The organism is Pontibacter arcticus (assembly GCF_003284895.1).
Lineage (GTDB): Bacteria > Bacteroidota > Bacteroidia > Cytophagales > Hymenobacteraceae > Pontibacter > Pontibacter arcticus.
In genome coordinates this window covers 459,026-473,990 of record NZ_QMDV01000002.1, presented here as the reverse complement: position 1 = coordinate 473,990, position 14,965 = coordinate 459,026, and the positions used below count along the sequence as shown (strand labels likewise).

The 14,965-nt window shown below is 44.8% G+C and carries 12 protein-coding genes; 3 read left to right on the top strand and 9 right to left on the bottom strand.

The features are described from left to right. Positions 1 to 87: 87 nt before the first annotated feature. The 3 genes from DP923_RS07180 to DP923_RS07170 all read right to left on the bottom strand — a co-directional run bounded on the left by DP923_RS07180 (position 88) and on the right by DP923_RS07170 (position 3,065). Positions 88 to 492, bottom strand: coding sequence for a toxin-antitoxin system YwqK family antitoxin (locus tag DP923_RS07180; RefSeq protein WP_165838171.1), 405 nt, complete (start codon positions 490 to 492; stop codon positions 88 to 90). 250 nt (positions 493 to 742) lie between these two features. Next, positions 743 to 1,441 carry a hypothetical protein gene (locus DP923_RS07175; RefSeq protein ID WP_112305160.1) on the bottom strand — a complete coding sequence of 233 codons (699 nt, stop codon included), beginning with the start codon at positions 1,439 to 1,441 and terminating at the stop codon, positions 743 to 745. 169 nt (positions 1,442 to 1,610) lie between these two features. Further along, on the bottom strand, positions 1,611 to 3,065 hold the full coding sequence (locus DP923_RS07170; protein WP_112305159.1) for a tyrosine-type recombinase/integrase: 1,455 nt from the start codon (positions 3,063 to 3,065) through the stop codon (positions 1,611 to 1,613). A 112-nt stretch (positions 3,066 to 3,177) separates the two neighbouring features. On the opposite strand from DP923_RS07170, the gene DP923_RS07165 reads away from it, so the two are divergent. Next, complete coding sequence (locus DP923_RS07165; RefSeq protein WP_207801951.1) at positions 3,178 to 3,552, top strand: hypothetical protein; 375 nt, start codon at positions 3,178 to 3,180, stop codon at positions 3,550 to 3,552. Between the two features lie 80 nt (positions 3,553 to 3,632). Here the strand turns inward: DP923_RS07165 and rpsA are convergent, their stop codons facing one another. The 6 genes from rpsA to tsaD form a co-directional block, all read right to left on the bottom strand. Continuing rightward, complete coding sequence (gene rpsA / locus DP923_RS07160; RefSeq protein WP_112305612.1) at positions 3,633 to 5,528, bottom strand: 30S ribosomal protein S1; 1,896 nt, start codon at positions 5,526 to 5,528, stop codon at positions 3,633 to 3,635. 403 nt (positions 5,529 to 5,931) lie between these two features. Beyond that, a complete protein-coding gene (locus DP923_RS07155; RefSeq protein ID WP_112305158.1) occupies positions 5,932 to 6,435 on the bottom strand; it encodes an HNH endonuclease in 504 nt (167 codons plus the stop codon). Between the two features lie 82 nt (positions 6,436 to 6,517). Continuing rightward, entirely contained in the window at positions 6,518 to 7,291 is a 774-nt protein-coding gene (locus DP923_RS07150) for a C40 family peptidase (RefSeq protein ID WP_239020961.1), read from the bottom strand. 118 nt (positions 7,292 to 7,409) lie between these two features. After that, positions 7,410 to 7,874: an SsrA-binding protein SmpB gene (smpB, locus tag DP923_RS07145; protein WP_112305157.1), complete on the bottom strand. Its 465-nt coding sequence runs from the start codon at positions 7,872 to 7,874 to the stop codon at positions 7,410 to 7,412. After that, the gene (locus tag DP923_RS07140; protein WP_112305156.1) at positions 7,875 to 8,261 is read right to left on the bottom strand and encodes a thioesterase family protein; all 387 of its coding nucleotides are present in this window, start codon (positions 8,259 to 8,261) and stop codon (positions 7,875 to 7,877) included. Between the two features lie 109 nt (positions 8,262 to 8,370). Continuing rightward, complete coding sequence (tsaD, locus tag DP923_RS07135; RefSeq protein WP_207801950.1) at positions 8,371 to 9,378, bottom strand: tRNA (adenosine(37)-N6)-threonylcarbamoyltransferase complex transferase subunit TsaD; 1,008 nt, start codon at positions 9,376 to 9,378, stop codon at positions 8,371 to 8,373. A gap of 62 nt (positions 9,379 to 9,440) precedes the next feature. On the opposite strand from tsaD, the gene DP923_RS07130 reads away from it, so the two are divergent. Together DP923_RS07130 and DP923_RS07125 are read left to right on the top strand one after the other, a co-directional pair. Further along, entirely contained in the window at positions 9,441 to 13,931 is a 4,491-nt protein-coding gene (locus tag DP923_RS07130) for a translocation/assembly module TamB domain-containing protein (RefSeq protein ID WP_449421203.1), read from the top strand. Positions 13,932 to 14,044: 113 nt separating this feature from the next. Continuing rightward, positions 14,045 to 14,941, top strand: a complete 897-nt coding sequence (locus DP923_RS07125; RefSeq protein ID WP_112305609.1) for a cell division protein FtsX — start codon at positions 14,045 to 14,047, stop codon at positions 14,939 to 14,941. Positions 14,942 to 14,965: the final 24 nt, after the last annotated feature.

The window sequence follows — 14,965 nt, the reverse complement described above, 5'->3', positions numbered from 1 at the left end:
CTATAAGGTGGCATAGCTACCTTATAGGTGTGGTTAGGTGAATACGTTTTAAAATTGAAGTATAAACCTGCTTGTGACTAGGATAAATTATAAGTCTTTGCAACTAGTACTTATTTCATTCTTATCAAAATAACACTCTCTTAATTTCCTTCCTTCCCTATCATAATAGCTGAGTGTGCCAACCATCTTTCCTTCTTCATGAATTCCTTCCATTGCTGGTTTACCTGAGCTAGGAAAAAACTTTACAAACTTACCATGTGGTACACCATCTCGGAAAGAAGTGAGAATCTTCTCAATATTATCTTCAGAGTATTCTATAAGAAACCCATGAATTTGACCGTCAACAAAATCAACTTCCTGCATAACATTTCCGTTCTGATGATAGTAGGTTGCTCTTCCATTCTCTTCATCATTTCTGTAGAGAATCTTGCCCTGTAGATTTCCATTTTCATAATAGCTAGTTGTCAATCCTTCTCGCTTCCCTTGATGCATCTCCGATACAGTCTTCGGGTTCCCATTATCATAATAAACTATTTCTTCGTTCGGGCCACAGGATACCATGATAATAAGGAGACCAAAGTAAACGAAAAGTAGAAATATACTTGGCTTGGACTTAACTAAAATCACAATTCTTTCTAGTTTAAAAAATTAATCATTTACACCTAACGGTCTTGTATAAAAGGCGAACGAGGCGTAGCCGAAGTGTGACTTGTATACCTTGTTACCTGCTGGTTATTCTTATTTAGAAGACAGAACCTTCAAAGTGCATGTTCGTTTTCACTTTATCTTCTGTGACCGAATAATAGGCAAATTTATTTGTGGACTTGGATTCATAACCGAAACTATCCTGGTCAATCCATTTACACTTTGCTGCAATTTCGTACGAGCTGTCTCCCCACCACCAATTCTTTTTATCGAACAAAACCGCTTCTCTTGTGGAGTCTCCTGTTGCTACACCTACTTTTAGGGTAGCTCTACATTCTGTTTTTGCCAGTATTGCTACTCCTGTGCTTTTCCTGTCTCTCGATTTCTTTCCTTTATAGCGCTTCTCAAACACAAAGTCAGAGCCAAGAACAGTTTGGTAAGCTGATTCAAAAACTGATTTGTCCCAGCCTAACTTATCTGCTGCTTCCATTACAGTATGATGGATCAGGTCAAGGAGATATCGGTACTGCCCAACTTTACTGAGTCGAAGATAGAGCTCTTCATCCATTGTAGTGTAGAGTGTGCAAATAGCTCCAAAGTAGGAAGGCTCCTGCGAAACGCTATCTTTGTTTATCTGGATACAGATTCTTCCTGTTTTTGGAGGCTTATACCCTTCCAAAGAATTGTGGTAGTAGTCTGATACAAAGTTTACCGTTTTTCTGAATTCCCAATCAAAAGGAGTGTCCTTGATCTCCATACCGGTGGAGTAAACTGTGATGTCGTCTAAAGGCCACATTATTTATTATTTTAAATGACAGGTAACTACTGGAAAAGCGTAAACATACGGTTATTGACGCTATGTCCGAAGGTCAACTGGGCTTTTGTTAGCAAAGCCAACCTATAAATTGTTGTAGGTCTACCTTTTCCCATCAACTGATATTTATTTCTTCTAATATAACATTATTCTACAAACAATCTAGTGGGCTCGTGATTTTATCCAAAGCATAACTGGTTACATGTGTGTAAATCTCAGTTGTTTTACTGGAGCTATGCCCCAATAGTGCCTGTATATAGCGCAGGTCAGTGCCCTGTTCAAGTAAATGTGTCGCAAAAGAGTGGCGTAAGGTATGTGGTGTTGCTTTTGTTTTAATGTTTGCCTTCACCATACTTGCCCTAAACACACTTCTTATTCTTTCTACAGTATACTGTCCGCCCGTTTGTCCCTCAAAAAGCCATACTTTTGGCCTGTACTGTTTAAAGTACGATCGCAGATTTTCCAGTAGTTTCTGCGATAACAAGGTAGTGCGGTCTTTTTTGCCTTTTCCGCCCTGTATAAACAATACATTCCGGTCTGATCGTACATCACTGATGCGCAGGTTAATGACTTCACTTATCCGTAAACCGCCTGAGTAAAGTAACTGCATCAGGCAGCGGTGTTTCAGGTTTTCAGTTGCAGTCAATATACGCTGTCCCTCCTGTTTGCTTAATACCTGCGGTAACCGGCGCGGTTTATCAGGCCTTTCCACGTCTTCAGGTTTTACGCTGTGCCGGCCTAACACACGCTGGTAATAAAACTTAACAGCATTTATACTTTGGCTGATCGTGGAGTAAGCATATTTCTGGCTCTGTACCATGCCTCTGTGGTACTTGTTGATTTCTTCTGCTGTAAAATTAACTATACTAGCCAGGCCATCTGCTTTATGCCCGTTCAGGAAACGCAACAATAAGGAGTGGTAGGTACGAATGGTGTTGTTTGAATAGTTTAGCAAAAAAAGCTTTTCGACGTAAGCAAGTGGGCAAGCTATGTAATCCTTCTCTTTCACATAGCTCTGCTCCCACAACCTGATCTGCAGTTTTAAGTCCCGCACCTGCAGCGTTTGGGCAAGCCATACTTGCGCCACTCCTTCCAGGGCATCCAGCAGTTCCATAAAATAACGGCCTTCGGCTGGCATGGCAAAACACTTCAGTTCTTTAAGCCAGGTACATCCTTTAAAACGCCATAAACAAGTGTAGATCTCTTTGTTAAACTGGAAAGCTAACTGTATCAGCGTTTTGCCATCATGCACAAGTGGCTGCAGGCGCACAACCGGCAGTACAGGCAGTTTGGCCAATGGATCAGAAACATGGCTTCTGGCAAGTACAGGCGTATTTTCTGCAGGCCTCAGCCGCTTTGGCCGGTCAAGGTACCGGGTATCTACTATAGCCATACCCTGAAATGCCTGGTGCAGCAATTCTATGCTTTGTTCTGTTTTATGGGTAACATAACATTTATACGTGGCGCTGTATTTTACAAAAGCACATCCTTTCAGCCTGCTGCTGATACGGTTATCTGTTTTATACCAGATCCTGATATACTTCCTGCCTTCGTGATCAAGGGTATTCAGGTATACAATCGGTGTAGACGCGTTTTTAAAAGGCATAGCAGTAATTTAACACTCTAAATTACCGGTAACCAACTTGTTAGCCGTATATTACCCGTATATGTCCGGATATACCCGTATATATTCGGATAAGTTTAAAGCATACTTGCGTATGGATAGCAACATGAAATGCCGGCAATGTGGTGCTGCTATGTATGGCCGTGCAGACAGGAAATTTTGTTCCGATCAGTGCCGCGCCAGAGCGGGCAATCTGAAAAAGCATAAAGATGCAGGCGAGCAGCTTATGGTACAGGTAAACAAAATATTGCGCCAGAACAGGTTGTTATTGCAGCGAACAAGCCCGGAAGGCAAAACAACTCTTAAACGAAGTGTATTAGAGCTGGCAGGTTTTGATTTCAGGTATTTTACCAACCTCTTCCGGACGCAGAAGGGCAATACGTATTATTTTTGTTACGATTACGGTTATTTACTGCTTGATGACGAAAAAGTGCTGATCGTAAACCGCCAGCCCTACATGCGTACCTAAGCGAAGTAACTGTAATAATTGCTGAAACAAAAAAGGCCCCAATTGCTTGGGGCCTTTCTCATTATGGATGAAAGTTAAAACTATGCGTTTTCTTCTTCAGAAGTTTCGCCTTCGTTTGTCTCTTCTTCGTTCGCATCAGGAGATTTTTTAGCAGCAGCTGCAGCTAATTTTTTCTCGCCAGCTTCTTTCTCGCTACCCATCATCTTCTCTTTCAGCGCAGAAAGTGCATCCAGGTCGCCTAATGTAGAACGATCTGCTTCTTTCTGTACTTTAGGAGCTTTCTCTTTCTTATCGCCTGCCGGAGCAGCTTTCTTCGTTGCTTTGGCTACACGGGCAGCATCAGCAGTTTCAGTGTGCGTAGAAGTATGAGAAAGGATGATCTTACGGTCGTCTTTAGAGAACTCAGTTACACGGAAGTCGATGCTTTCGCCAACTTCGATCTGAGAACCATCTTCTTTCGCAAGGCCTTTCGGGAATGCGAAACCTTCGATACCGTAAGGTAACTCTAACACAGCGCCACGCTCAGATTTCTCTAATACAGTTGCTTTGTGTACAGAACCGATGTTGAATACAGACTCAAACGTATCCCAAGGGTTTTCTTCCAGTTGCTTATGGCCTAATGCAAGTCTTCTGTTCGGAACATCAAGCTCCAGAACGATTACATCAAGGTTTTCACCAACTTTAACAAACTCAGATGGGTGCTTGATTTTCTTAGTCCAGGAAAGGTCAGAAACGTGTACTAAACCGTCAACACCTTCTTCAAGCTCTAAGAACAAGCCGAAGTTAGTCAGGTTACGAACTACGCCAGTGTGCTTGGTGCCAATTGCATATTTCGATAACACATCTTCTTTCGTCCAAGGGTCTTCAGTCAGCTGCTTAATGCCTAAAGACATTTTACGCTCCGCACGATCCAGTGTCAGCACTACTGCTTCTACTTCGTCGCCTTGCTTAATAAAGTCTTGTGGGTTACGCAGGTGCTGTGACCAGCTCATTTCAGAAACGTGTATCAGACCTTCAACGCCTGGCATTAACTCCAGGAACGCGCCGTAGTCTGCTACGTTAACGATTTTGCCTTTCACACGTGAACCAACCTCGATCTCAGCAGGAAGTGCATCCCACGGATGTGGTGTCAGCTGCTTCATACCAAGAGAAATACGCTTCTTGTCATCATCAAAGTCAAGCACAACAATGTTCACTTTCTGATCAAGCTGCAATACTTCTTCCGGGTGGTTGATACGTCCCCATGAAATATCTGTAATGTGAAGCAGACCGTCTACGCCACCAAGGTCGATGAACACACCGAAGTTTGTCATGTTCTTGATAACGCCTTCCAGTACCTGACCTTTTTCAAGGTTGTTCAGGATGGCAGCACGTTGCTTCTCAAGGTCTTTCTCGATCAATACTTTGTGCGATACTACTACGTTATCGAAAGCAGCGTTGATTTTCACAACTTTTACTTCCATACGCTTACCTACAAACACATCGAAATCGCGAATTGGCTTCACGTCGATCTGAGAACCTGGTAAGAACGCTTCCACACCGTAAATATCGATGATAAGACCACCTTTTGTTCTTCTCTTAACAACGCCTTCCAGAATGTTGTCATTCTCAAGTGCATCGTAAATTTTAGCCCAGGCAGAAACAATCTTCGCTTTCTTACGGGATAAGATAAGCTGACCGTTCGGATCTTCCTGGTCTTCGATAAACACCTCAACAGTGTCACCGATTTTCAGCTCTGGAAGGTCTCTGAATTCAGAAACTGGCACCAGGCCGTCAGATTTGAAGCCGATGTTCAGGATCACGTCACGCTCAGTGATACCCACAACAACTCCTGAAACAACCTCCTGCTCCTGTACGGTAGTCAGGGTGTCGTCATACATTTTTTCCATTTCAGCGCGGTCTTCTTTGCTGTAGCCGCCACCGAAACCTTGAGACTCAAACTTGTCCCAATCGAAATTTTCTGGAGAATTACTCATAATAAATAAGTTGCTCTGATTAGCCACCAGCCTAGAGCAATTAGCTGATTTGATTTAGTTTAACATTTCCTGCTGCCAGGCAACAGGCCACCCACCTGGATGAGCCGCAAAATTAAGTATAATCTGCGGCAAATACTAACGAATGGTGATGATCCTACTATAAATCAAAGTATAAACCAGTAATCAGCTGGTAAAGACAAGTATGACATCGAAATTTTGCATAGAACAGTTAACGTAAAATACCGGATTTATACTTTATGAGGCAGGTAAGTAATAGTAAAAGTATAGCTAAATCATTTAAAGTATAAACTTAAAGTATAGCTACTCAACCTATACTTTATATAATTGAATATTAGTTAAGTATAAAGTATAAGCTAATATTTTTAGTAGCGCTTTAATGCCATTATACTTCCATCCCGAGGTAGCTGCGCCAATCCTGGTTGTGGGTATCTACGTGCAGTTGCAGGAAAGATTGCAGCGATGGTTTGCGGGGTGCCTTGCTCAGTTTAAGACCGGCTTCTTCGGGGGTGCGGTCGCCTTTGCGGGAGTTGCAGCGTGAGCAGGCTGTCACCAGGTTTTGCCAGATTGTTTTACCTCCCCTGCAACGCGGCAGCAAATGGTCTAAGGTCAGGTTTTTAGCGGTACCGCAGTACTGGCAGCTGTAATGGTCGCGGCGCATTACGTTGTGCCGGCTCAGGGCAATGCCATAGTAGGGCACGCGTACGTAATGCTGTAACCGGATAACGGAGGGTACTGGGTAGGCAATAGATACCGTGTGCAGGAAATTACCGGGGCTTTTGGCTACCATTTCGGCTTTGTCGAGGTAAACAAGCAGAAAAGCCTTCGGCACCGAGCAAACTGCAATGGCGCTGAAGTCTTGGTTCAGGATCAGAACTTTATCTATCATGGGTGCTTACGGTTTTAACGCTATACTTGTACGGATAATCTGACAGTCAAGTATATAGCGAAATAACGGTTTGCGCCCTTTTCTAATTAATTCTTTTAATGATGCGGAGTTGATGGGAATAGGCCTTACGGTCGGAGCGGTAAATGCCGATATGGTCCAGGGTATCGATCCGGACTTCGCCGGCAGCATGTATGATCTGCTGGTTCTCGAGTAGCATGCCCACATGAATAATGCGGCCCTCGGGGTTAGCAAAATAAGCGAGGTCGCCGGGTTGGGTCTGGGTTGCAAAATGTACTTCCTGACCATGTTCTACCTGCTGGTAAGCATCGCGTGGCAATTGATACCCGCAAAGCCCGTATAGCTGTTGCACAAAGCCTGAGCAATCAATCCCGAAGACGGACTTCCCACCCCATAAGTATGGCGTTTTAAGGAAGTTAACAGCCAGGGATGTAAGCTTTTCTTTACTTATTTCAGAATCCGGTAAAGATACATTGCCTGCAAACGTATAGTTTCTGTTTTCGATGGCAAAGGTGCCATGTTCATAAAATGGCAGATACGCTCCCCTGCTTACCGGAATCTGAATATTCTCATTTTCAACAAAAGAAAGCAGATCTGTTACACGGGCATGTGCTGCGGCTTGCCACTTTTCAAAATAAGCAACTGAAACGGAGTTATGCTGGTTCAGGTCGATCCAGCCGCGGTAATTATCGGTGGCAAGTTGTATCTGCAGCCATTTATCTTTTTGGCTAATAACCTGGTAGCATTCCCCGAAAAGCACCTGCGTCACCATTTCAGCTTTGTTAGAAGCTTCGGCCCGCATAGGTACCAGCGCAAGCAGACAAATTCCGTAGTCCATACTTTGTTAAATTAAGAATTAGAAATTAAGAATTAAGAATAAGCGGTGAGTTAAATTTGCATGATTTATACTTGTGAGAACATTCGTAATTCGTAATTATTAATTCCTAATTAAAGATTTAGTAGCCCCGCTCCATTTCGCGTTTCACGTCTTTTTCTTTGATGTCCTGGCGTTTGTCGTAGAGTTTTTTACCACGGGCTAAGGCAATATCTACTTTGGCAAAGCCGCGCTCGCTTACAAAAACCCGCGTTGGTATAATGGTTACGCCTTGCTCCTCTGCTCCTTTGGCAAGCTTGCGCAACTCCCGTTTGTTTAGCAGCAACTTGCGCGCACGCATGGGCTCGTGGTTATAATGCGTGCCTTCGGTGTAGGTAGAGATATGCATGTTATGCAGAAACAACTCGCCATCCTGGAAAATGCAATAGCCGTCCTGCATGTTCACTTTGCCCTCGCGGATCGACTTTATCTCGGTGCCTTTCAGCATTACACCGGCTGTATATTTATCCAGAAACTGGTATTCGAAGGAAGCCCTGCGGTTTACGATGTTCACATGCTTCTGAATCCTGTCTTTGTCTTTTGCCATTTATACTTTATTTGGAGCCAAAATTTTGGCTAATTTATCTTTTTTCAAAATCTTCTGGCCTGTCCTGCCGTCCGCAATTAGTCTGTCGCCTGCTGTAGCGGTGTAGCTGCAGGTAACTTCATTGCCTTCATACTTCTCAAGTATGGCTGTTATCTTAATAGTATCACCTTCAAATGCCGGCGCTTTGTGGTTGATCATTAGCATCGTACCGATGCCTTCTTCATCTTCCGCTTTCATCTCCAACACAAATAACCTTCCGGCCCATTCAGCAGCCTGCGCCAGTGCAAACGTAGAACAAACGGCATGTACCAACCCATCCTCGAAACGCGCAAAATCGGCTGCTGTTACAATTTTTGAATAAACCCTGGTATCGCCCGGCTTGATCATTCGTCAGGTATAAAATTTTAAATTTTCAGAATAAGTTAAAGCTGAATTCTAAAAGTATACTTCCGAAAACTCGACTTTCTAACTTTTAACTTCCAAACGTTCTAACTGCTCAGATTTTCATGCGCGGTTCCGGACTCACGTATTGGGTGGCAAAATCGCCTTCCAAAAATTGAAAATGTGCGGCCATTGCAATCATGGCTGCATTATCGGTACAGTACTGGAAAGCCGGAATATACACCTGCCAGTTATACTTTTTAGCATACTCCTGCAAAGTATGGCGCAAACCCGAGTTGGCCGAAACGCCGCCTGCAATGGCAATCTGGTTAATGTTTAAGTCTTTGGAAGCCTGCACCAGCTTTTTCAGCAGCGTTTTAATCAGTGTAAACTGAACGCTGGCACAGATATCATTGATGTTTTCCTGTACGAAAGCCGGGTTTTCTTTTACCTGTTTCTGCAGGAAGTATAAAACCGAAGTTTTAATGCCACTGAATGAATAATCGTAGCCCGGCATGTTCCCCACCGGAAACGCAAAGGCTTTCGGGTTGCCCAGCGCCGCAGCTTTATCCAGCATCGGCCCGCCCGGGTAAGGCAGGCCCAGCATTTTAGCCGTTTTATCAAAGGCCTCTCCTACGGCATCGTCAGTTGTCTGGCCTATTACTTCCATATCCAAAGGGCTTTTTACAAGCACGATCTGGGTATGGCCACCACTGACAGTCAGGCACAGAAACGGAAATTCAGGCTTAGGGTCTTCAATAAAATGTGCCAGGATATGCGCCTGCATGTGGTTTACTTCGATAATCGGAATGCCCAGGCCCAATGCAAAAGATTTGGCAAAAGAGCAGCCGATCAGGAGCGCGCCTAAAAGACCGGGGCCCCGTGTAAAAGCCACTGCACTTAGCTCACTTTTTGTTACATTTGCCGTAAGCAAGGCCTGCGAAACAACTGGTATAATGTTTTGTTGATGCGCTCTGGAAGCCAGTTCGGGTACAACACCACCATATTGCTCGTGTACGGCCTGTGTGGCAATAATATTGGATAACACTTTGCCATCTTTTATCACAGATGCAGAAGTTTCATCGCAGGAAGATTCTATCGCTAAAATTACAGGGTTAATCATCTTTGGAAAACGAACAGTCAGTAAATTATTTCAAAGTTATAGGAAAAGCACTTCTAAAAATAGTGTTGGGGCTAATCCTGTTGCTTTTACTGTTGTTTGCAGGAATTTTTGTAGCCATCAGGTTTCCGGCGGTGCAAACAAAAGTAGCCCAGAAGGCAGCCGCTTACCTGAGCCGCACCATCGGCCACCAGGTTACCATTGGCAAAGTAGATATCGATTTTTTCAGCGAACTGGTCCTGGATCAAGTACGCGTCCTGGATATCCGGAAGAACGAATTGTTTTATGTGGGCCAGCTGAAAGCCGATATCAACACTTTTTCCATCTTCAACCCCAATACCTTATACATCAGTTCGCTTACATTGCAGCAGCCGCGGGCAAACCTGGTAAAGTATGCCGGTACTGATTCGCTTAACCTGAGTACGTTTATCACTTCCCTTCAAAAGCTGATAACCCAGGACACCACTAAAAAATCAACCCAGCCTTTTCAGTTTTCGATTGATGAAGTAGTGTTGCAGAATGGCCGCTTTACTTACGATGATTTTAATATAGCACCCGCTTCTGCCAGCATGGATTACAGGCACATGACAGTGGATAGCATTTACGGGCACTTCAGTGAATTTTTGCTGGAAGATACACTGGCCGTAAAAGTAAAAGGCTTGCGCGCCAACGAAACCCGTTCTAAAACAGCGCTGCACAAACTGGATTCTAAAATTACATTTGCCCCTACTTTCTGGGAATGGGACAATCTGGATTTGCAGCTCAACAAAAGCAATCTGACCAATTACGTCCGGTTTGATTACAACAGGTTTGGCAATTTTACGGAGTTTATAGATAGTGTGCGGGTAACGGCAAGTATAAAAGACTCCAAGCTATACTCCCAGGACATAGCCACCTTTGCCACTGCCCTCAGCCAATATAACGAAACGGTCTTTATCAAATCCGGGGATGTGAAAGGCAAGGTCGGTAACTTTACGGCCCGCAATCTCGACCTGACTTATGGTAAAAATACGCACATTGTAGGGAATGCCTCGGCAGAAGGTTTACCTGAAGTGAAAGAAACATTTATCAACCTGCGGCTGCAGCCTTCTTCTATTGACGCCTCAGATTTAAAAGCTATACTTCCGAAGAACGCTTATACCATTGTGGCGCGACTCGGTACTGTAAAACTGGATGGCCGCTTCCTGGGCTTTTATGATGACTTTGTAGCGAACGGTAAGTTTGCCACTGCCCTCGGTAAGGTGGAATCCGATATCAACCTGAAAATAAATGAGCGAACCGGCAGCTCGGTGTACAAAGGATTCCTGAAAACGAATGGCTTTAACTTAGGGCGCCTCCTCAATCAGGAAAAGATTATAAAGACAATCTCGATGAGCGGCCGCATTGCCGGTTCAGGTTTCACGCTGCAGAATGCCGATACCGATGTAGATGTTACTGTTAACCAGGTGCAACTGAATGGCTATAACTACAGAAACATCAAAGCTGACGGCACCCTGAGCAACCAGGTATTTGTAGGGACAGTGGCCATCAACGACCCGAATATGAAATTGGCAGCAGACGGCACCATTAACTTATCAGATAATAACAAGGCTTTTAATTTGATTGCTGATGTGCAACGCATCGACTTGCAGGCTTTAAAAATGACGGCCAAGCCTGTTGTCATCAGTGCCAGAGCTGATCTAAACTTCAGTGGGTTAAAGCTGGATGATTTTGTAGGCACCGCCCGCCTTGACTGTGCAACCCTGACCTACGAAGGCAAAAATATAGCCCTCGATTCGGTCCTGATAGACTCCAGTATAAATCCGGGCAGCCGCAACCTGACACTCCGCTCCGCCCCACTCGACCTGAAAATTGACGGCGACTTTAATTATTCCACGCTTATCAGCGATCTTCAGAAACTGATAGACGAATACAAACTGAACTTCGAGAGCAACGAAGCCGCAACAGCAGCATATTACCAGAGAAAACCTGCAGCCAACGGTCCGGAGTATGGCTTAACCTATGCCATTAACTTGCGGGATGCCAATCCGCTTATCCAACTATTTGAGCCAAAAGTATCCATCTCCGAAAATACCAGCCTTACGGGATCTTTCCGGCACGGGCCAACAGTTATCCTGGAACTTTACTCGCACATCGATACGATAATGTATGATGCATACTTACTGGAAGATAATAACCTGGAACTGAACACCTCCAAACTGCAGAATAACCCGGATGTACTGGCAGCCACCCTGTTTACTTCTGAAAAGCAGCAACTGACAAACAATCTGAAGACCGAAAACTTTTACCTGGAAGGCATCTGGAGCGAGCGAACGATAAATTTTGCAACCAGCCTGCGCCAGCAAATGCAAAACAACCGCACCCTGATTACCGGCGACCTTACTTTTTTGCAGGATCAGCTTCAGATCAAATTTGATAAATCAAACATCACGCTACAGAACACTCCCTGGGCTTTTACGCCAGGCAACACCCTTTATATAAGCGATGCCGGCAAAACGCTGGTCTTCGAGAATTTTGCCATAACCAACCAGAACCAGACCATCCGTGCCAAAGGCGAAGTTTCCGATGACCCGGCCAGTATACTAAACCTCGAAACAGAGAATTTTAACCTGGCCAACCTGAACCCGCTGCTTTCCATGAAAATTGGCGGAACACTTAATGCCACGGTTTCGGCACAGGATATTTACGACAGAGCGATCCTGAATGCAGGGATGAAGGTTGATTCTTTTTACCTCGATGAGATTTATATCGGTAATATTGCCGGCCAAAGCAATTGGAACAATGCCATTAAACAGGCGGTGGTTGATGTCGGGATCGAGCGCGAAAACAAAAAGGTATTGTCAGTAACGGGCAACTACAACCCAAATGCAGAAGAAGACCAACTCGACCTGCTGGCCGTACTAGACCAAACCAACCTGAAACTGGTAGAGCCCGTCCTTAACACGATAATGTCTGATCTGAAAGGTGAAATGGAAGGCCGCATTCGTGTGCTTGGCCGCCTCGACTCTCCGATCCTGAAAGGCTCTGTGATGGTGAATAACGGCCAGTTTACCTTTGATTACCTTAATACAACCTACCGTTTTTCAGATAGAATTTACCTGGGCCCGAACAGCATCAGTTTCCGAAGTGCCCGCTTAACAGATATTTACGGCAATGTAGGAACAGTTTCGGGAGGTATTGCACACGATGGTTTTCAGGATATGGTACTGGATATGGAAGCCCGCTACCGCAACTTTATGGTTTTGAATACCACCGAGGAGCAGAACGAACTTTTTTACGGAACAGCCTTTGCCACGGGCACAGCCAGCATCTTAGGCCCCACCAACAATCTGCGTGTAAATATTGATGCGCGCAGCAACGAAAATACCCGCATCGTACTTCCGCTTGATAACCAGACCGAAGTTGCCAGCAAAGACTATATCCGGTTTGTGAACACCAACCCTGAAAATATTGACAGCACCAAATTAACTTTAGCCGCTGAAGATGAGAGAGTTGACCTTTCGGGTATCAACCTGAATTTTGAGCTGGACGTAACCGACGATGCCTATTTCGAAATCATTATAGACCGCACCACCGGTGATGTGATTCGAGGTTCCGGTAACGGCGATATCCGGATGACGATTGATACGCGGGGTGAATTTAACATGTATGGAACTTTCGAGATTGAGCAGGGCGCTTATAACCTGAATCTGCTGGAAGGCCTGGTATCACGTGAATTTAATGTGCAGCCCGGCGGTACCATCACCTGGAACGGCGACCCGCTGGCCGGCGAAATGGCTCTGACCGGAAATTACACACAAATGGCTTCCCTTTCTAATATTTTAGGAGCAACCGGAAGTACAACCGCACTACAGGGCCGTTACCCGATCACGGCTGTAATAGACTTAAAAGGCCCGCTGCTTACACCACAAATTGACCTCGGCATTAACTTCGACCAGGTACCACAGGTGCCAGAAACCGAAGCCATCATCAACTCCATCCGCAACGACGAAGCAGAGCGCAACAGGCAGGTTTTCAGTTTACTGGTATTGCAGCGTTTATCGCCGGTAGGTACATTCTCAACGGAGGGCGCGGCAGCCGGGGCAGTGGGCGGCAGTTTGGGCAGCTTACTTTCAGGTCAGCTCAGCAGTTTTTTTAACAGCATCGATAGCAACCTCGAAATTGATATTGGCCTGGGCACTTTCGATCGCGACGCTTTATCAGCTTTACAGGTTAGGTTGAGTTATACTTTCCTGGAAGGCCGGTTACGCATTACAAACCAGACCGGGTTCGGTGGCACCACGACCGGGCTCGATCGCGGCGGTTATGAAGGCGACTGGTTTCTGGAATACTACATTACGCAAGGCGGCGAATTACGGGCCAGGCTGGAATACAATACCTTACGCGGTTTTGATAACAGAAGAACCAACAGCCAGAGTGCCAGCTTACTGCATACCAAACGATTCGACACGTTTGCAGAGCTTTTCAGGAGCGAACGCCGAAACAGGCGCATCGAGCGAAGAGAGCAGGAAAGAGAGCGCATCATACTTGAATCAGAGCAGCGGCGCGAATTTTAAGCAGCTAAAAGTTTAAACTCCTAAAGTATGATTGTAAAGTATAAACGTGCTGCTTTCTATCTCTTTCTGCTTATTTAAAATATATTCCTAATTTTGTGATGGAAGCATCCGCTATGGCAAATACAAAGAAGTCTGTTAAGAAAAAGAAATTAGGTAATTACCCCCATCTGATGGTGGTTTTCAGCATTTCGCTGGCCCTGTTCGTGATCGGTTTATTTGGTTTGCTGCTGATACACGCCAGTAAACTATCCGATAAAGTAAAAGAAAGCCTCGAAATGCAGGTGTACCTGGACCGTAATTTATCGGAAGTAGAGCTGGCCAAACTTAAAAAAGCCTTCGGCGCAAAAGATTACGTAGCCATCCAGAACGATACAGCACAGGTACGTTTTGTGTCGAAAGAGGAAGGAGCCAAAGCGTTTATCGATGAAACCGGCGAAGATTTCACGGCTTTTCTGGGCGAAAATCCTTTACGGGATGCCTATACGTTACGCATCGACGCAGACCATTCCAGTTCTCCAGAGCTTAAAAGTATAAAACTAGACCTCGAAAAAATTGAAGGCGTACACGAAGTACAGTATGTCGAAAGCCTGATCGAATCCATTAACAGCAACATTCAGAAAATCAGTATCGTGTTGGTGAGCTTTGCAGCCATCTTGGTGCTGGTAGTTATTATCCTGATAAACAATACCGTTAAACTTGCCCTTTATTCGCAGCGCTTTTTAATTAGAAGCATGCAGCTGGTGGGCGCTACCTCCTATTTTATTCAGAAACCTTTCCTGAACCGTGCCACCTGGCAGGGCATTATGAGTGGCGTAATTGCCTCCGTGATGCTGTTTGCTTTGCTGCAATACGCTTATATCCAGGTACCCGAAATGCAACTGCTCCGCAACGACGAACAAACCTATTTATTAATGGGCGCTTTGCTGGTAATTGGCTGCGTAATCGGATTTTTAAGTTCTTACCGGGCTGTACGAAAGTACCTGGGCATGTCGTTAGACGAGTTGTATTAAGTATAAATCAAAGCAGGTATTTGT

Excerpts from the sequence above, each read along its gene's own strand:
- DP923_RS07180 (WP_165838171.1), bottom strand. The coding sequence starts at position 492 with ATGCATCAAGGGAAGCGAGAAGGATTGACAACTAGCTATTATGAAAAT.
- DP923_RS07175 (WP_112305160.1), bottom strand. The coding sequence starts at position 1,441 with ATGTGGCCTTTAGACGACATCACAGTTTACTCCACCGGTATGGAGATC.
- DP923_RS07170 (WP_112305159.1), bottom strand. The coding sequence starts at position 3,065 with ATGCCTTTTAAAAACGCGTCTACACCGATTGTATACCTGAATACCCTT.
- DP923_RS07165 (WP_207801951.1), top strand. The coding sequence starts at position 3,178 with ATGGATAGCAACATGAAATGCCGGCAATGTGGTGCTGCTATGTATGGC.
- rpsA (WP_112305612.1), bottom strand. The coding sequence starts at position 5,528 with ATGAGTAATTCTCCAGAAAATTTCGATTGGGACAAGTTTGAGTCTCAA.
- DP923_RS07155 (WP_112305158.1), bottom strand. The coding sequence starts at position 6,435 with ATGATAGATAAAGTTCTGATCCTGAACCAAGACTTCAGCGCCATTGCA.
- DP923_RS07150 (WP_239020961.1), bottom strand. The coding sequence starts at position 7,291 with ATGGACTACGGAATTTGTCTGCTTGCGCTGGTACCTATGCGGGCCGAA.
- smpB (WP_112305157.1), bottom strand. The coding sequence starts at position 7,874 with ATGGCAAAAGACAAAGACAGGATTCAGAAGCATGTGAACATCGTAAAC.
- DP923_RS07140 (WP_112305156.1), bottom strand. The coding sequence starts at position 8,261 with ATGATCAAGCCGGGCGATACCAGGGTTTATTCAAAAATTGTAACAGCA.
- tsaD (WP_207801950.1), bottom strand. The coding sequence starts at position 9,378 with ATGATTAACCCTGTAATTTTAGCGATAGAATCTTCCTGCGATGAAACT.
- DP923_RS07125 (WP_112305609.1), top strand. The coding sequence starts at position 14,045 with ATGGCAAATACAAAGAAGTCTGTTAAGAAAAAGAAATTAGGTAATTAC.